At 46.0% G+C, this 18140-nt stretch carries 16 protein-coding genes; 9 read left to right on the top strand and 7 right to left on the bottom strand.

What is annotated here, in order from left to right:
- Window positions 1-24: 24 nt before the first annotated feature.
- On the bottom strand, window positions 25-846 hold the full coding sequence (locus U9J37_RS18735) for a phosphate ABC transporter substrate-binding protein (protein ID WP_005470267.1): 822 nt from the start codon (window positions 844-846) through the stop codon (window positions 25-27).
- A 382-nt stretch (window positions 847-1228) separates the two neighbouring features.
- Between U9J37_RS18735 and U9J37_RS18730 the strand changes: the two genes are divergently transcribed.
- Window positions 1229-2872: a methyl-accepting chemotaxis protein gene (locus U9J37_RS18730; RefSeq protein WP_005469939.1), complete on the top strand. Its 1644-nt coding sequence runs from the start codon at window positions 1229-1231 to the stop codon at window positions 2870-2872.
- A gap of 64 nt (window positions 2873-2936) precedes the next feature.
- Here U9J37_RS18730 and U9J37_RS18725 read toward each other — a convergent pair whose 3' ends face one another.
- A complete protein-coding gene (locus U9J37_RS18725; RefSeq protein WP_038136097.1) occupies window positions 2937-4280 on the bottom strand; it encodes a DEAD/DEAH box helicase in 1344 nt (447 codons plus the stop codon).
- A 342-nt stretch (window positions 4281-4622) separates the two neighbouring features.
- On the opposite strand from U9J37_RS18725, the gene U9J37_RS18720 reads away from it, so the two are divergent.
- The gene (locus tag U9J37_RS18720; protein ID WP_005470243.1) at window positions 4623-4871 is read left to right on the top strand and encodes an Lpp/OprI family alanine-zipper lipoprotein; all 249 of its coding nucleotides are present in this window, start codon (window positions 4623-4625) and stop codon (window positions 4869-4871) included.
- A 65-nt stretch (window positions 4872-4936) separates the two neighbouring features.
- On the opposite strand, the gene U9J37_RS18715 is transcribed toward U9J37_RS18720, so the two are convergent.
- The 4 genes from U9J37_RS18715 to U9J37_RS18700 are packed head-to-tail and all read right to left on the bottom strand — an operon-like array spanning window position 4937 to window position 8996.
- Window positions 4937-5842: a L,D-transpeptidase family protein gene (locus tag U9J37_RS18715; RefSeq protein ID WP_005470287.1), complete on the bottom strand. Its 906-nt coding sequence runs from the start codon at window positions 5840-5842 to the stop codon at window positions 4937-4939.
- Window positions 5832-7256: a deoxyribodipyrimidine photo-lyase gene (phrB, locus tag U9J37_RS18710; RefSeq protein ID WP_043886597.1), complete on the bottom strand. Its 1425-nt coding sequence runs from the start codon at window positions 7254-7256 to the stop codon at window positions 5832-5834. Before phrB ends, U9J37_RS18715 begins: the two co-directional genes overlap by 11 nt.
- The gene (locus tag U9J37_RS18705; RefSeq protein WP_005470011.1) at window positions 7253-8056 is read right to left on the bottom strand and encodes a MerR family transcriptional regulator; all 804 of its coding nucleotides are present in this window, start codon (window positions 8054-8056) and stop codon (window positions 7253-7255) included. Before U9J37_RS18705 ends, phrB begins: the two co-directional genes overlap by 4 nt.
- A complete protein-coding gene (locus tag U9J37_RS18700; RefSeq protein ID WP_005469911.1) occupies window positions 8046-8996 on the bottom strand; it encodes a YbgA family protein in 951 nt (316 codons plus the stop codon). The genes U9J37_RS18705 and U9J37_RS18700 overlap by 11 nt, the downstream gene beginning before the upstream one ends.
- Window positions 8997-9340: 344 nt before the next feature.
- Here U9J37_RS18700 and deoD point away from each other — a divergent pair, with 344 nt between their 5' ends.
- From deoD to U9J37_RS18680, 4 genes are all read left to right on the top strand, one after another.
- Window positions 9341-10051: a purine-nucleoside phosphorylase gene (deoD, locus tag U9J37_RS18695; RefSeq protein WP_005470284.1), complete on the top strand. Its 711-nt coding sequence runs from the start codon at window positions 9341-9343 to the stop codon at window positions 10049-10051.
- A gap of 61 nt (window positions 10052-10112) precedes the next feature.
- A complete protein-coding gene (locus tag U9J37_RS18690) occupies window positions 10113-11582 on the top strand; it encodes a transposase (protein WP_005469913.1) in 1470 nt (489 codons plus the stop codon).
- A 126-nt stretch (window positions 11583-11708) separates the two neighbouring features.
- Window positions 11709-13196, top strand: coding sequence for a hypothetical protein (locus U9J37_RS18685; protein WP_005470182.1), 1488 nt, complete (start codon window positions 11709-11711; stop codon window positions 13194-13196).
- Window positions 13177-14757 (top strand): diguanylate cyclase domain-containing protein, encoded by a 1581-nt coding sequence (locus U9J37_RS18680; RefSeq protein ID WP_005470044.1) that lies wholly within the window; start codon window positions 13177-13179, stop codon window positions 14755-14757. The genes U9J37_RS18685 and U9J37_RS18680 overlap by 20 nt, the downstream gene beginning before the upstream one ends.
- Window positions 14758-14763: 6 nt before the next feature.
- On the opposite strand, the gene U9J37_RS18675 is transcribed toward U9J37_RS18680, so the two are convergent.
- Window positions 14764-15654 carry a DMT family transporter gene (locus U9J37_RS18675; protein ID WP_043886600.1) on the bottom strand — a complete coding sequence of 297 codons (891 nt, stop codon included), beginning with the start codon at window positions 15652-15654 and terminating at the stop codon, window positions 14764-14766.
- Between the two features lie 140 nt (window positions 15655-15794).
- Between U9J37_RS18675 and U9J37_RS18670 the strand changes: the two genes are divergently transcribed.
- The 3 genes from U9J37_RS18670 to U9J37_RS18660 all read left to right on the top strand — a co-directional run bounded on the left by U9J37_RS18670 (window position 15795) and on the right by U9J37_RS18660 (window position 18138).
- The gene (locus U9J37_RS18670) at window positions 15795-16184 is read left to right on the top strand and encodes a DUF3302 domain-containing protein (protein ID WP_005470026.1); all 390 of its coding nucleotides are present in this window, start codon (window positions 15795-15797) and stop codon (window positions 16182-16184) included.
- Complete coding sequence (locus tag U9J37_RS18665; RefSeq protein ID WP_005470154.1) at window positions 16184-17314, top strand: HlyD family secretion protein; 1131 nt, start codon at window positions 16184-16186, stop codon at window positions 17312-17314. The genes U9J37_RS18670 and U9J37_RS18665 overlap by 1 nt, the downstream gene beginning before the upstream one ends.
- Before the next feature lie 275 nt (window positions 17315-17589).
- Window positions 17590-18138, top strand: coding sequence for an ECF-type riboflavin transporter substrate-binding protein (locus tag U9J37_RS18660; protein WP_005470168.1), 549 nt, complete (start codon window positions 17590-17592; stop codon window positions 18136-18138).
- Window positions 18139-18140: the final 2 nt, after the last annotated feature.

Below are 18140 nucleotides of genomic sequence, written 5' to 3'. Positions count from 1 at the left end.
AGCAATTAAGTCGATTTACTGGGATTAGTTAACTGAGATGTAACCTTTCTTGTCTACAAGCGCTTGTGCATCGTCAGATACCATCCACTCTAGGAACTTCTGAGTTTGGGCTGAAGGCTTACCTTCTTTGTATAGAACTAGGAATGGACGTGCCACTTTGTAAGAGCCGTTCTTCACATTATCAACAGACGCAGGTGTGCCATCGATAGACAATGCATTAACAGAAGCGTCAACAGTACCTAGGGAAATATAGCCGATTGCGTAAGGGTTAGATGCCACCATTGTTTTTAGAGCACCGTTACCGTTAGCAACTTGAGCGCGCTGAGAAATTGCAGAAACTTTCTTACCAGAGATTTTCTTTTTCAATTTCATGATGTCTTCGAATGCACCACGAGTACCTGAAGCTGTATCACGAGTGATTGCAACGATAGGCTTGTCTGCGCCACCAACATCTTTCCAGTTAGTGATTTCACCTTTGTAGATTGCTGTGACTTGCTCAGCCGTTAGGCCGCTTAGATCGTTTTTCGGGTTAACAACAACTGCGATACCGTCCATTGCCACTGTAAGCTCTTTAAGAGCAGGCTCTTTTTCGGAATCTTTTAGGTTACGAGAAGACATACCTAGGTCAGCACTGCCGTTTTTCGCCGCTTTTACACCCGCAGAAGAACCTGGGCCTTGAACTTCAATAAATACATCTGAGTTTGTCTTCATGTATGTTTCAGAGAAAACTTCCATCAGTGGAGTTACGCTGCTAGAGCCCACTGCAGAGATCGTTTCTTTAGCAGAAACTGAAGTCACTGCCATTGCGCCTAGAAGTGCGATTGCACCGATAACTGTCTTTTTCATCACAATATCCTTAATTGGCTTTATTGCCGTTGTGTTTCACTTGAACGATGCTCACTTTAGGACCCTTATGTGACAGTTGTGTTTCACTTAGTTGAAGCCTCTATGACAGCTTAGTTTTGCTCTTTCTCCTCCAATACTCATTGAGTTATGAATCAATTATTGTGAGAAACTGTGTCAGCTGGATTATAATAATTGATGCAATTAGTTACATAAGCCACTGAAAATTAAATAAATTAAGTTGCATAACGTCCTATCAAAAATTGCACACAACTCTAAATTTGTGTATTGAATTATCCTCGCAGGGAATTAGAATCATTCTCGAAACTAATAAAAATAATAATTTATTTACTATTACATTGCTTTTTTATGAAGAGGACCTTTCATGCGCCAACTACTCAGTGGCTTGTCTATTAAGCTTCAGGTGGTTGTGCCTGTTATTTTTACTTTGTTACTTCTCGTTGCAGGTATCAGTTACAGCACTTCAAATCTGAAAAATGTATTCAATCAAGTAACCATCTCTACCGAAAACTTGGTCACCCACAAGGATGAACTCACCAAAATCATCGACAACACTTACGGAATGCGCATTAAAGCCATTTACAGCCTTTTTAGATCCGATGATGTAGCGCAACTTGCAACGACTTTGGAATCCAAAAAACAAACCAATTTCCGCTTGTTGGACTCCCTAGCTCAAGTTAAAGGCCTCGAGGCAGAGGTGAAAGCGATGCGCAATGCCATCGACGATTACGTGAGCTACTCTATTGATACAATGACGCCCTTGCTAAAGACCAAACACGCTAGCGAATCATTGTCTGCGGCGTTTGAGCAACAGTACGAACAAGCATCAAACGTTTACCGAACCAAGGGCAACGCGATGGTAAAAGCGATCGACGACTTGTCCGCTAAACTCAACGAAATTGCACTTCACGAAGTCGCAGCCAACCAAACCAGTCACTCGAATGTGATGTTTAACGCGATCCTCGGCTTACTTGCCGTGCTTGGTACCGCTCTAGTGATTAGCTGGCTACTGGCAGGTATCATCGTTACCCCAATCAAATTACTGCAAAAAGCGATGAAAGAGCTTGCTCAAGGCAACCTCAAAACGGAAGTAAGCGTTGAGGGTAACAACGAAATCACTGCGCTATCACAAGACTTCAACTCGACGGTTAAGCAGCTACAAGGAACCGTAGACGCGCTGGTACGAATCAGTGTTGATGTTGCTTCTGCTTCGACTGAACTTGCGGCTGTAATGACGCAGTCAAGTGCAAACTCCGATCAAGAGAAGAACGAAGTTGAGCACGTGGCAGCTGCCATAAACCAAATGGAAAGCACCGCTTCTGAGGTCACCGAAAACGCTAATCGAGCCGATTCTGCCTCTACACGTGCTGACAAACTTGCACGTGAGAGCCTTACCGTGTTTGAACAGAACACGCGTTCAAGTGAGAAAATGGCTCATCAACTTTCAGAAGCCGCAACAGTAGTAAACTCACTGAAAGAGCAATCTGAGCAAATTGGTAAAGTCATTGAAGTTATCGAAAGCATTTCAGAGCAAACCAACTTACTTGCGCTCAATGCTGCGATCGAAGCGGCTCGAGCAGGCGAGAGTGGTCGCGGTTTTGCCGTTGTCGCAGATGAAGTCCGTATGCTTGCAGCACGCACGCAAGAGTCCACCAAAGAGATCCAAGTCATTATCGAAGAGCTGCAAAGACAATCAGGAAGCGCGAATGAGAGCATGAACTCGAGTTTAGAGCTACTGAGTCACAATCAAGACCAAGCCAGCAAGGTTAGAGAGTCCTTGGGTAACATTAGCGCCTCAATCTCAGAATTGACGACTATAAACGCTCAAGTCGCCGTTGCATCTGAAGAGCAAGGGCAAGTGACTTCTGATGTAAACAACAACCTGAGCAACATTTACGAGCTTGTAAGCCAAAATGTAACTGGAATTACCCAAGCTGCTGCCGCAAGCCAAGAGTTATCAACGTTAGCGGAAAACCAAAAGCAACAACTGGGTTTCTTCAAAGTCTAACCGCGGTATTTAAGCAAAAAAGGGGCTGCCAATTGGCAGCCCCTTTCTGTTTTGTTTGACCTGTTTATTCGTCGTCCGCTTTCGGAGCAACTTTCTTTTTCGGGATGAACACACTATCACCCACAGCTACGTTTTGGTGGAAGCTCTTATCACGCTTCACCGGTTTCTTAACTGCTTTCTTCGCTTGAGGTTTAGCACTCTTAGTCACTTTGCCCTTATTGCGGAAATCTGGCTTACGCGGTTTTAACCCTTTGAATTTCCCTTTTAAACCTTCAAGCTCTGAAAAGCTAAGGTCTTGCTGTAAGTAGGCTTCGACGCGTTTAAAGCTGTCCCAGTCTTTCGGACCAACCAATGAGATCGCATCCCCTTTATTGCCAGCACGACCAGTACGACCCACTCGGTGAACGTATTCTTCCGTGTGTTTTGGCATATCAAAGTTGATTACGTGGGTAACATTCGCAATATCAAGGCCACGAGAAGCAACATCTGTCGTGACCAAAATCTTAAACACCGCTCGCTCAAACTGGCTCATGATGGTGTTGCGCTGAGTTTGATTTAGATTGCCACTTAGCGCGATTGCTTTCAGCTTTTTCTCATTGAGTTTTTCGGTCAAACGATCGGTGTCAGCTCGAGTTGCCGTAAAGATAATAATCTGCTTGTACTCTGCTTCTTGCAGCACACGCTCCAATATCGCCTCTTTGTGATCAAGGTGATCACACAGGTAAAACTTCTGAGTGATGTCCTTGTGCTCTTCATTCGAGACTCCGACAGCAATACGCTTTGGTGCATTCAACATTTCAAAAGCGATATCGTTCACTTCCGCATGATCCAATGTCGCAGAGAACATCAAAGTCTGGCGACGACGGTGTTTTGCCGCATTGTGAATACGGCGTAACTCTGGTGCAAAACCAAGGTCGAGCATACGGTCTGCCTCATCAAGAACCAAGGTTTCTAACCCTTCTAAGAAAAGCGAACGATGCTCTAGGTGATCCGCCAAACGACCTGGGGTCGCGACAATAAACTTAGGGTACTTTCGTAGGGCTTTTACTTGGTCATTAAAGTTTTCACCACCAACGATCAAAGTGGCGTCATAAGACAAGCCAGCCAACATTGTGCGCAGCTCTCCGTACACCTGTTTTGCAAGCTCACGCGTTGGTGCAAGTATCACGGCACGAGGATCTTTGGCAGAAAACGCTTTGCTCTTTAACGACTTGTGCAGCATAGGCAAAACAAAGGCAAGCGTTTTACCTGAACCTGTTTTTGACGAAGCCAACAAGTCTTTACCAGCAATCGCGACCGGTATTGCTTTTTGCTGGATCTCCGTTGCTTTCTTAAAATCGAGATGTTTTAAGTTTTTTAACAAGCGGTTGTCTAAGCCTAAATCTTTAAAATGCAAAGTATTCTCCATTGGTGCAGCAATATTTTCCATCACTCAAAAAGAGTGAGTTGGAACAGAAAATGAGTAAAAACAGGCTATGATACCTAGATTTACCCAAAGTAGATAGTGATCACATTAAATATCACTTGATGGTCGAAAATGGATAAGAATCGTTCTCAAAAACCGACGTAATTATAGCTCTCACCAATGAGACTCAGCTCAACTTATTGGATAATTGCTTAAATTCTTGGGTTTTTTTGACTTTATTCTGCTTTAGCAAGCGTAAAATTAGCACTACACTATTCACGTCACTATACGCAAGAGAAGGTATAGGACGACTTTATTGATACATATATTTCAAGGAGTTCGATTATGAACAAAATGTTGATCGCAGCTGCAGCGTCTTCTGTACTTCTACTAGCTGGTTGTGCTTCTGGTCCAGATGCAGCAACAACCGCTAAGATGGATGAGCTAAGCAACCAAGTTAGCCAACTAAGCCAAGACGTTCAAGCACTTCAATCTGAAGTTCGTAAGTCTGGCGACGCTGCAATGTCTGCACAAGAAGAAGCGTCACGCGCTAACGAGCGTATCGACAACATTGCTCAGTCTTACACTAAGTAATAACGTCTTCTTAAAGAAAGGGTCTGCAAATGCAGACCCTTTCTTTTTTCTGTGAAGAGACTAAGCTAATTAACAAACGTCGGAGCAACAATCTCTACAGGCACACCATTCTGCGCCAAGATTGCGGCCCTAGCCTTTACGTCTGAATGATCAAACTCTTCCAACCACCAGCCTAGCTCAAGCGGCATTTCTAAGCTCTTTTTGGAACCATCACTTCTGGTCAGAGGCTCGTGGGCTTCAATAAACACACTGCGATCGGGTTCGAGCGAAACCTTAATTGGCTCATTGATCACCCGTACTTTCTCTCCCAGCGAGACTTTGGGAAACAACCAGTCGATATCTTTCGGCTCCATCCGAATACAACCCGAGCTTACGCGCAGGCCAATACCGAAATCTTTGTTGGTGCCATGAATCAGATAATCACCCGCGCCATAAGCGAGACGAAGTGCGTATTCACCGAGTGGGTTTTCAGGACCTGCGGGAACCACAGCAGGGAGCTCTATTCCTTTCGCTAAGTACTCTTTGCGAATAGACGCAGGTGGCGTCCACGTTGGATTAGGACGCTTCTGGCTGATCGTGGTCGACATTTCAGGCGTGTCGCGCCCGACTCGCCCAATCCCCACTGGGAAAATATGCACCAGACCAGAGTCAGGCTCGAAGTAATACAACCTTAGCTCAGCTAGATTTATGACGACACCTTCACGTTCAACTTGCGGCAAAATGATTTGCGTCGGAATCGTCAATACGTAACCGGCTTTAGGCAGAAACGGATCAACGCCTTTATTTGCCGCCATCAATGAGAGAAAGCCAACGTCATATTGCTTGGCAATTTCCGCCAAGGTTTCGCCTTCATCAACTTGGTGGTACTGAGTTCGCCCGACAATGTTGCTCCCTTCTGGAGGTAGCGGGTAGCTAGCCGCGAAGACTTGCGAGGCAAAACAACAACCCAGTGCAACGAGTTTACGTAGCATCCATGAAATCCTTAGCATTTTTATAGTTAGCTAAGGTTATCTCTCTTTGAGCCTTGTGATCAACTATTGGCGAAGGATATGACACGCCTTTTGCATTGGCCCACTTGCTTGGTTGATGAATATACTTATCAGGTACATTCTTAAGCTCAGGGACCCAGTGGCGAACAAAGTCACCCTTCGGATCGAACCGCTCCCCTTGTGTGGTTGGATTGAATATTCGGAAATAGGGCTGGCCATCGCAACCCGTTGATGCACACCACTGCCACCCTCCGTTATTGGCTGAGTATTCTCCATCGATCAGTTTACTCATAAAGTAATCCTCACCAATCCGCCAATCCACTTGCAGATCTTTAATAAGAAAACTGGCGGCGATCATTCTTAATCGATTGTGCATCCACCCCGTTTGGTTTAACTGGCGCATTGCCGCATCGACAATGGGGTAACCCGTCATACCTTCCTTCCAAGCCTGAATTCGCTTCTCATCATTCTGCCATGTGAGGTGTCTACCCCAAGGAAGGAAACTCTCTCCGCGACTCAGCTTTGGCTCAAAATAGATAAGATGCTGATAAAACTCTCGCCAAATAAGCTCACTCAACCAAGTTTGACGTCCTTCACTCAAGGGAAGTATTTGCTCATAAAGTAGCCTTGCCATACATTGCCTGACAGACAATGCACCAATCGCTAAGTAAAGAGACAATCGGCTGGTACCCTCAATAGAGGGGAAATCACGGTCTGCTTGATAATCGTCACTGCGTTCATTGACAAACGCTCGTAACAACTCAAGGATCTGTGTCGTTTTTACGGGATAAACGTCACTACACTCCGTCGGGTAACTGAACGTCATATCGTGTTGCAATATGTCTTGTGGTCGCAGTTCTCGACCAAGCTCAACCGCGCCTTTTACTTTCTGAACCTGCACAGGGTATTGCTCAAGTTTCTGTAAGTAAGCACGTTTATAAGGAGTAAAGACTTTAAAATAATGCCCCTGCTTATTTACGACACTGCCTGGCGCAAAGTGGCACTTGTCGTCATAGCGATGCAGCGGCACTCCCAGTTCAGAGAGCTTACTCTCAGCCTTATCGTCGCGACTCACTTCGTTCAGCTCGTACTCTTTATTGACGTGGACGTTGGTCACACCATATTGCTTAACCCAACTTAACACCACATCGACACTGCTCGAATAATCTGGAGCTTCGGAATAGATCAGGGGAATGTTCAACTCAGAAAGCTCGCTCTTGAGTTCGACAAGCCGCCTTTTGATTAAATCCGCTTGAATGGGCGCCATTTTATGCTCACGCCAACTATCAGGCGTTGCCACAAATGCGGCGATTACCGGTTCTCCGCTCTCAATCGCCGCGTTCAGTGCCGTATTGTCGATTGTGCGCAAATCGCGCCTCAGCCATACAATTCTCATCTATATTCCTCGTAAGCGGCTAGCACGTCGGACAAGAGAAGCTGACCAGAAAACCCGCCTCTCACACTCTCAATACCACCAATCTGCTGCTCGGTGAGCGGACGTGGGCTATAGAGCGCTATCGAATCAAATTGCGTATCAAATTCTGCCCGAACGAGCCCTGACACATCATCAACGCCATCTAGCAGCGTCATGTTCCATCCATCATCAGATAATTTTGCCGCCCACAAACGACTCTCGATGTCTCGACTTGGATCAAAGTTGATGAACAGGCACTTGCCTCGATGCGATGCTTTGTTTTCTGCTTCAATAATGGCTTCTAACTTTGCGATTAGCAGACCATTAAACAATGCCGTTTGTAGTACCTGCTGGTTACGCTTTACTAAAGAGAGCGATTCGTAGATCGGCTTCACGAACTGTTGAATGACCGCAGGCAATGGATACTCTTTTAGCACCGTATTAATGGTCGATTCGACCCGCTTTTTATTGAGTATGGCAAGAGCAGCGGTGACCTTATCTACTTCTTCTAGGTGTTGGTCAATGGCTACCCCTTGATCCTCGACTAGGGATTCTGCGTCTAACAACGCTTTTACCTTGCCAATAGAGACACCCTTGTCCAACCAGACTTGAATAGACTGAATACGAGCGATGTCTTCTTCTCTATATAAACGATGGCCCTTTTCAGTTCTTATAGGTTTAATCAGGTTGTATCGACGCTGCCACGCTCGCAAAGTGACGGGCTTTACACCAGTCAACTCTGAGACCTCTCTAATGGCATACTGTTTTTCATTACAATCCATAACGTAAACGTAACTCCTGCGGATATGGGTCAAAATATTTTTGTTGTTGCAAATAACTGTCCGGATGGGTCGCTAAATAGTGTTTAATAAGCGTCAGTGGTGCCAATAACGGTATCAGACCAACACGATAGTCATCGATCACTTGGCAAAGCTCCGCTTTCTTTTCTTTATCTAGGTCTCGCTTGAAATAACCCTGCAAGTGCATTAGAACATTGGTATTGTTCTTTCGGCTTGCTCTGTGAGCCATCGCTTTCATCAACCCTTCTCGATACAACTTGAAGAATTCCTCAAGATCGTAGTCAGAAATATTGGCGACCAGCTGGCCAAGTTTCTTATAAGATTCTGGGTGATGAGCCATGAGCGTTAACTTATAGCGAGAGTGGAAGGCCACAATCGCTCCACGTGTTAGGTTATGGCCTACAGACTGGTAGTAGTCATGCAGTGTGTATATACGAGTAATGAAGTTCTCTTTCAATACAGGATCATTTAGACGACCGTCTTCTTCTACTGGTAACCACGGCATTTTTTCCATCAAAGTTTTGGTGTACAAGCCAATGCCTTCTTTCGCAGCACTGTTCTTGCTGTAAACCTTCACACGCTCCATGCCACACGTTGGCGACTTAGCACAGACGATGTAACCACAAAGCTCTTGATCAACAAGCTCAGCAACCTTCTTCTCAGAATAATCGATCATGGCTTCAGTATGCTTATTGTCGGGATTTTTGGTTTCAACAAGTTCGATTCGCTCTTCATTCGACATCAAGCGAATAGTGGGTCTTGGAACCGGCATGCCCATACCGACTTCTGGGCAAACAGGCATAAAGTTGAAGTAGGGCGCCAACTCTTTGGTGACGAATTTACTGATCTTATGCCCTGAGTCGAAACGCACGTTTTCGCCTAGCACACATGAACTGATACCGATATTGATTACATTACTCATCATACTGTCCTCTCAAAGGTGTACAAATTTTTTGTTTGTATAATTATTAGCACAATTTTCTCATGTTATACAAAAATTATTTTTGTACACACAGATGACCGATACGATAAATTGCCTCAATAAGTTCACTTTAAATAAGCAATCGTTTTTCCGAATCGATTGCATTACCACTTTCAACACAAAACGTTATCAATGGCCTTTTTCACTTCGAGTTTGGGTGCTTTTGTGACATACATCTCACGGCTCGAGCGCTTATATAGCTAGTATTGCCTCAACAGATAAAACAGAATCAACAAAATTGGTAATCAGGAAACTGAATAATCAATAACTTTGGAGTATCAACTATGGCAACCCCACACATTAACGCTCAACCAGGTGATTTTGCAGAAACAGTACTTATGCCGGGTGACCCGCTACGCGCTAAATACATTGCAGAAACGTTCCTAGAAGACGTGAAGCAAGTATGTGACGTACGTAACATGTTTGGTTTTACAGGTACTTATAAAGGTAAGAAAGTATCAGTAATGGGCCACGGTATGGGTATCCCATCATGCTGTATCTACGTGCACGAGCTAATCGCTGAATACGGCGTTAAAAACGTAATCCGTGTCGGTAGCTGTGGCGCAGTGCGTGACGACGTAAACCTAATGGACGTTGTGATCGGTATGGGTGCATCTACTGACTCTAAAGTTAACCGTATCCGTTTCAACAACCACGACTTCGCAGCAATCGCTGATTACGGCCTACTAGAAGAAGCGGTAAACCAAGCTCGCGCTCAAGAAGTGCCAGTAAAAGTGGGTAACGTATTCTCGGCAGACCTTTTCTACACACCTGAAGCTGACATCTTCGAGAAGATGGAAAAACTAGGCATTCTAGGTGTAGATATGGAAGCTGCTGGCATCTACGGTGTTGCTGCAGACCTAGGTGCAAAAGCACTAACGATTCTAACCGTTTCTGACCACATCATCCGTGGCGAAAAACTTAGCTCAGAAGAACGTCAAAAATCGTTCAATGACATGATGAAAGTGGCGCTAGAGACAGCAATCAACATCTAATTCGATTTACTTTGCCACCAAGTGTCTGCTTGGTGGCCCGAATAATCCCGAGGGGGAGATAGTGACAACTGGCAAACTGCCACAGGAAGCAGAAGGTTTACAGCTCAACTTTTGTAAAACATTGGCGTGTGACAACTTTGGATTGAGTGATGCATATCGTTACGTTGTGCAACATGCGAACCCTAAACGACCTGCGATGGTTTGTCGGGAGTGCGGTGCTTTCCCCCCCTTACTTAACAATCAAGAAGTTCTCAACGAGCTTCACCGCTTACGTCATCTTCATAGCGATGGGCTCCCAGCCTGCCGCAACGATGATTGCGAAAACTTTGGCTTATCAGTCCATACCCACAAGCACCTTTATCATGCGTTTGGTTACAGCGGTGACCGCCAACGCTATCGCTGCAAGTGCTGTCAGACAACCTTCGTCGATAAATGGTCTGGAGCCAATAAAAAACTACATTTCCAAGAAAACCTGCTTGGCTTGCTCTTTATGGGCTACTCTGTCCGCGAGATTTGCCGCAAATTAGAGATCAATCCAAAAACGTTTTATGACCACTTGGACCATATCGCAAGTCGTTGTCGACGCAAGTTGGCGATGTTCGATGCGAGATGGGTTAACCACGCACAATCCTATGAGTTTGCTTCCCACTACGTACAGTTGCAGCCTAAAAGCAACAATGGCGTCCTTTGGATGGCAACGGGCGAAGCCAACAGTGGCTATATATTGTGCCAACACGTCAATTACTCGGCTCAAGAAGAGCCAAGTGGAAGCGTCGATCACGATCCGTATTCAACACCATCACGTTTTGTTTCACGCGATCACTCCTCAGAAGCAAACATGCCAGCACCCAGTCCTTCTCCGGTGCTGAAGGAACGTATAGACCAGCAATATCAAACCATTCTGGCACGTGGCAATGTTGAAGACCCAATGGGCAACTTGACGGTATTCAATTACCCGTCAAAAGGCGCATTGATTCGACCTCCTTACACCTCGTACGCTCACTTTTTGCACGTTCTGGATATGTGTCAAGAAGAGAGCCGAGTCAGCATTTACTTGCCACAAGATCCCGTCCTTCGCTCGGCAGCGTTGAGCGTATTCTTGCCAAGAATTCAGCGCCAAAATATCGACTTGATGTACGTAGAGGAAGACAGCCAGTGGCAGACAGGCAGTGCAATCGACAAGATTGACATTGTCCATATGGGATGGTGGCGAGATCGCTGGGCAATCAGTTCGGTTGGTAGCAACTCAAAAGGCATTTGTTACCTTGCGGGTCAACAAAACGAACCTGAATACTGGTTGCAAAAGGCTTCAATTCGAAAAACGGCGTTCTACCAACAACGCTTTCAAACCCTATTCGAAAGTTTTATCAATGAGCCTCGCCGCAAACTTCGACCTGGTGGTCTACTACCAATGTTGGATATTTTCCGAGCATGGCACAATTTGTGCTACCAAGATAAGTGCGGTAACACGGCGGCGCAAAATCTTGAGCTAACACAGTCTCCGCTGACATTAAGAGAGTTGCTTTCATAATTGTCATTAATGTGACGCGCCCCCGTAAACCGCCCGAGTTTTAGTACTTTTAGTAGAGTAAAGTAAACTGCTATTCTTATAATAAGTATGGCGTTTTAAGCATAGAAGCGGTAAGGGATTGATTCATTGGATAAAAGCCAACGACTACTAGAGACAGAGATAGATCAGCTTAAGGCGCGCATCGAAGCCGAGCCTGATAAGGTTCGAGCTATCGCGGAACAGTGCGCGGCGCGTTCTGCACAAATCCTCTACCCTGAAGGCGAAATTCAGTGCTTAGTGATCATGTCTCGCTGCGCATGGAATACCATGGACTACCGAAAAGGGATTCGGTACATCAAGGAAGCGCACAGCAAGCTTAGCTCTCTAGACACCGATGATCTCCTGCCTGAAATTCTTCACATTCACGCACTCCACTATTGGGGACAAGCCAAGTATTACTCTGCGCAGCAGTATTGGATTAACGCGCTAGAGCAATCAGCTTTGGTCGACGAAACAGAGATTCAACTGGAAGCATTGATTGGCCTTGGCAACGTGTGGCGTATTACCAACGAATACCAGTTGGCCAAGACCACCCATGAGCTTGCGGTTACTGTCGCGAACAATGCCCGAATAAGCTGGTTGGAGGGTAAAGCGCGTATCTTGCTTGCTTGGGACCACTATCTACTCAATAACTATGTCGAGATGCTGTCGGTACTTGATGGCGCCGCTGAAGCGCTAAAAGATCACCATGACAATACCTGGCAAGCGGAAATTTGGGATTTTCGCGGCCTTGCGCTGCTTGGCTTGGAGCGATTGGAAGACGCTGAGGAAGCGACCAATAAAGCGCATTCCCTAGCGGTGAAGCACGATTTAGTATGGATGAAAGCGCACTCTTACATCAGTCGTGCTCGCCTAGAGCTATTGCGTAAACACCCACAAAAAGCCTCAGAGTTATTGAAAAATGCGGAGCAATCTGCAACATCATTTGATAACGGAGAACTGTTGTCTCAGATCTGTTTTCAACAATCGAGAGTGGCGGAAGAGTGCGGCGAGCACAAAATCGCCCTGCAAGCGTTCAAAAAATACCGTAAACACTCAACCGATATGCTTCGCGAACAGACCGCTCGCGTAAGCAACGACAAAGCGCGCGCTTCCAAACGTCAACTTGAGCAACGTGCTCGCAAACTGATCAACCGAATTCGTGGCCAGCATGAATACGATCCAGAAAAACACCTCAGCCAGATGGTGTCTGAAATTTATTGGTGGGAACAACTGGTTCTGTTCAAGACTGAGCTAAAGCGTTCAAACCATGCCGTCATCATGATTCAACACTCTGACTCTGGATACTTAGACGTATGTGCGGAACTGGCTCACTCTCTGTGTAACAAACAAGACTTGCTCTCACGCTTGAGCAGTGAAAGACTTGGACTTTTGTTGGCAGACAAAGGCGATGAAGCGCTGAATGTTTTCCATGTACTCGCCAAAATGATCGAAATTTACCCTTGGCATCGTAAAGGACTCGACAAGCCTCTGCCAAAAGTTGTCTTCCAAGACATACTCACCTTCCCATTCACCCTAGAACAATTAGAAGAAAACCAGCGACAGGAAGAGCAAAATGGAAGTACTACTGAATAAAATTTCCGACTCTGGTTTAGATGCGTCTTCGGTGGCTGGTGAAGAAGCGTTAATTTTCTGGAGCCACGTTCGCCAACATGTCGCCTCGACGCCTCAAGAAAAAGCCCAGTGCTTAATCATAAGCGCTGAGTTTCGCAGTGAATTAAAACAACCTCTCACCAGTATCGAAGAGTTGAGAGAAGCGCTTAACCTGCTTACATTGCCTCAAGATGCGGAATTGATCCTTGAGGTAAAAAACAGCTTAGCGGATCGCCTCGTTGAAGGCGGAGACTACAGCGGCGCGCTTCATGAATACATCACCGCCTCCACCATCGCTGTAGATAACAGCTTTATCGATGAATACGCCCTAGCCGTACTGGGAATGGGTAATCTCTGTGATGCATACGGCGACCATAATCGCGCCCTTCGCTATTACCAAAAGATTGATAGCATAGACCATGCGATAAGTAGCCGCTCACTTCGCCTTAGATACAAGCTCTACATGCTTGCCTGTTACATTGAGCTTAACCGCTACACAGCGGCACAAGATTTAATTAAAGAGTGTGAAGAACTCAGTATCCTCGTTAGCGATAAAGTGCTGGCAGGGCAAATCTTACTCTATCAAGCAAAGTTATATCGCCAAGAGAAGCGAACCGATCTCGCGATGTCGTGTCTATCCAATGTTCAATACGCATCGGGCAACATCCATTCGGTGTGGTTATCCAACATGACGCGCTTAGAACTTGCCTACTGTTTGAATGAAGCAGGAAAATCGCATTGGGCCAACATGATTCTTGAAGCGGCGCATAAGAGAATCAAACAACACGCGTCACCGATATTAAACCTTCAGCTTTGTAACTCACTGGGTGAGATTTGCGAGCAACAAGGCGACTACGTGCGCGCGCTCGATTATCAAAAACGAGCATTTCGAATCGAAAGTGATTTGATGAAGCAAATCCCGATCGGTGAACTCGGCGCTAGCCAATTACGTAGGCTTTCGCGTTTCGAACTGCAGCTCAAGCTCATCTTGTCCGAGATTGAAAATCGCGAACTCAAAGAGACAACAGAAAGCCAGAAGCACACCGTGGCTCAGTTGCAACAAGACGTGTTTACCGACCCATTAACCAAGCTGCATAACCGACGCTGGCTTGACGTGAAGCTGAAAGACTTGCTGCTTCACGACGTCCCGTTTGCTTTGATGGTGATAGACATTGACCACTTTAAATCGATCAACGATGAGCTCAGCCACTTGGTGGGCGACAAAGCGATCGTAAACGTTTCAGCCGAGCTAGCGGCTTACTTCAAGTTCCGCGGTGCCTCATGTGTTCGATTTGGTGGTGAGGAATTTTTGGTCATTATTGAGCGCTGCACACTAGAACAAGCCGAAATGCATGCTGAAACCTACCGCGAGCGCATTTTCAATTTTGGCTGGGGAGATATTCTCGGTGAGCGCGGGCTAACCGTGAGTGTTGGTATCACTTTGCATCGCGAAGGTGAAAACACACAACGTACCTTCTACCGTGCAGACAAAGCGCTCTACCGAGCAAAAGCCAACGGTCGAAACCAAGTCTGCACCGAGTAAACACCGCTACTGAACAAAAAACAGCGAGATTCCGATTATCGCCGCCAGAGTGCCGAAAACGCTTTGGCGGGTCACCCTTCTTCCTTTAAACAGATAGATAAGCAACATAAACAGCGGACTGGTTGCGATTAATGTTTGAGCCACTGCCGGATTGGCATATTTTAGTGCTATTTGCTGCAACCACAACGCTAAAAACGTGCCCACGAAAATAGCCGCGAGAAGCCAGATAAATGCGGGCTGTGATAACGAGCGTAAATGACGTTTAGTCTCTTCAAATGGCGACTTTTCAATAAATCCAATGACCAGTACCACGGCCAACACACCGACAGATAACCGAATCAAGGCGCCAAGCAATGGTGGAAGATCCCCAGCAACCAAGGCATAGTGCGAAATAACAACACCTGATGCCTGACATACGCTGGCTAGTAATCCAAACATGACCCCTGTCATACTAATTGATTGACTCTGTTCTTCGGGCTGAAAAATGACAAATGTCACCGCAACCGTTGTAACAATGACACCGAGCCAACTCTGAAACGTTAAGACAGACCCCAATACAAGTAAAGCTAAGACACCCGACAACGGCGGGGCCAGCGATTCCAATAACAACGTCTTATTCGCACCAATTCGTTTCAACGAAGCAAAATAAGCGCTATCACCAATAGCAATACCTATCACGCCGGAAATGGCCAGTATCAACAAATGAGACATGTCAGGCTTTACGATGTTAACTGAGGTAATCGGTAGCGCAATCAACATCATTATTGACGCGATCGTTCCCTTTAGGATGTTCAATTGCAGAGCGGTAAATCGGTGACTAAACTGGCTGTAGATCCACGTTGCTAACGCCCATACCACCGCTGCGGCGAGCGCTGCTACCTCTCCTTGGTATGCCATATCACCCCACATAATTGTTAAAACAGTTAATTGAGAAGTGTAACCAAAAAATCTCTAATTTGTTGTTTTTATTTCTATACTTTATCTCTTAACCACCGTACGATTTAACTTTCCATGATTTAAAAAACAAGGATGTAACTATGTTTTTAGATTACTTCGCATTGGGCCTTCTGGTCTTTGTCGCGTTGGTTATCTTTTACGGCATCATCGTTATTCATGACATTCCGTATGAAATAGCAAAAGATCGCGAGCACCCTCATCAAGATGCGATTCACTATGCTGGCTGGGTTAGCCTATTTACCCTGCACGCTCTCTGGCCATTCCTTTGGATTTGGGCAACGCTATGGCGAAAAGAGCGTGGCTGGGGGTTCCAAAAACTGGAAGCGGAGCAGCATGACATTCACCATCGCGTCGATGCATTGATTGATCAGGTCAACCAACTACAAAAAGAAGTCGCCGAACTAAAAACCGAATCCAAACAGACCACAGCGCCTTCCAACCAGACTGATGGTCAAGAGGAGAAGCAGTAATGGATTTACTTTTAATTCTGACGTACGCCGCTCTGTGTATCACCATATTCAAAGTCTTTAACATTCCGCTGAACAAATGGACAGTCCCTACCGCAGTTCTTGGCGGCGTTGTCCTTATTGGTACACTCATTTTATTGATGAACTACAACCATCCGTTCACACAAACCGGTAATCAAGTCTTTTCTTCGACCCCTATCGTTTCTGGCGTAAGAGGAAAAGTAATCGAAGTACCCGTTCAGCCAAACCAACCACTCCAGCAAGGGGACGTTCTATTCAAGATTGACCCAATCCCTTATGAAGCAGAAGTAGCCAAGAAGAAGGCTCAAATTAAAGAGGCGAGTCAAGGCGCGCTTGGACTCGAGTCGCAGCTTCAAGCAGCCAAAGCGGCAGAAGTGAAAGCGATAGCAGAGCGCGATAAGGCGCAGCGTGAATTCGATCGTTACCAACGAGGTTACGATAAAGGTGCATTTACCGAGCAACAACTCGATACACGCCGCCAAGCCTTCAAAGCCGCACAAGCTGCCGTTGAGTCAGCTCAAGCGGGCGTTGAACAAGCAGAACTCGCACTGGACTCTGAGATTGGTGGAGAAAACACCACTGTCGCTCGTCTATTAGCAGAGCTGCGCCAAGCGGAGTTTGACTTGGAGCAAACCGTGGTTCGCGCACCGACTGATGGCTTTGCTACCCAGCTTGCTTTACGCCCTGGTGTCATGGCCGTACCTTTACCGCTCGCGCCTGTGATGACCTTCGTTCATACCGAAGATAAAATTTACACAGCCGCCTTCAGACAAAACTCGCTGCAACGATTAAAACCTGGCTATGAAGCCGAGTTTTTATTCCGCGCACTGCCAGGTAAGGTGTTTAAAGGTGAGGTAATCGACGTTCTTCCAGCGATTGGTGAAAGCCAGTTCCAGGCTCGTGGCTCACTTCTTGGAACAGAAGCTCTGCGCACCAGTGGCCGCGTATTTGTGACACTGAAGATCACTGATGACTTAACAGAGTACAATCTTCCGATGGGTACAGCGGTCGAAGTGGCGGTGTATTCCGATAAATTCACCCACGTTTCTATCATGAGGAAAGTATTGATTCGAATGAAGAGTTGGCAAAACTACCTCTACTTGGATCATTAATACGCGCATAAAACAGGCCTCAATCGAGGCCTGTTTTTTTGTCTCAACCTCTATCCTCATCTACGAAGCGACCAACAACGGTTAGCCATCTAGATAGTTGGCTTTCCAAGTCATTTATCAACAGGTATAATTCGCACCTTGCGCTCATAGGTGTACAAAAATCAATCAAATAAAGCACCTATAGCTACGTTCTTTAAAGAATTTATCACTGTTTCCTTGAACAGCAGACACAGACTATCGCTGTTCTGAAATAGGCATCACACTAAGGGTTATCTATGAATCTTTCTGCAAAAACCGTTGTCGTTATTGCAATTGGCGCTGCGCTGTATGGAATTGGCGGCTTACCGATGTTCGGTATTCCTGTTTTTGCCAATACAACACTTAAACCGGCAATGGCGGTATTGGCACTTTTCTCTGTTCTGTTTGGTCCAATTGTTGGCTTCTTAGTGGGTTTCATCGGTCACTGGGTGACGGATTTGTTTGCCGGCTGGGGCGTTTGGATCACTTGGGTGTTAGGTTCTGGCATCGTGGGACTTATTTTGGGTTTCTATCCTGCGCTAACCAAACACCGTCTACAAAACGGCCACTTCAACCACAAAGACTTCGCGCTGTTTGTCTTGCTCGCATTGGTTGGCAACGTGATCGGCTACGGCTGCTCGGCATTCCTTGACACCATTCTATACGCTGAACCATTCACCAAAGTTTTCACTCAGTTGACCATTATCGCTGCTGGTAACACAGTGTTAATTGCGGTTGTTGGCTACTTTATTCTCAAATCAGTCGCAAAACGCAACGCTCAAAGCCGCAACCTAACTGAGGCTTAATC

Origin of the sequence: Vibrio sp. 16 (genome assembly GCF_963681195.1) — a bacterium.
Classification (GTDB): Bacteria; Pseudomonadota; Gammaproteobacteria; order Enterobacterales; family Vibrionaceae; genus Vibrio; species Vibrio sinaloensis_D.
The sequence above is the reverse complement of the archived record's forward strand: the minus strand, read 5'-3'. Positions and strand labels throughout refer to the sequence as shown.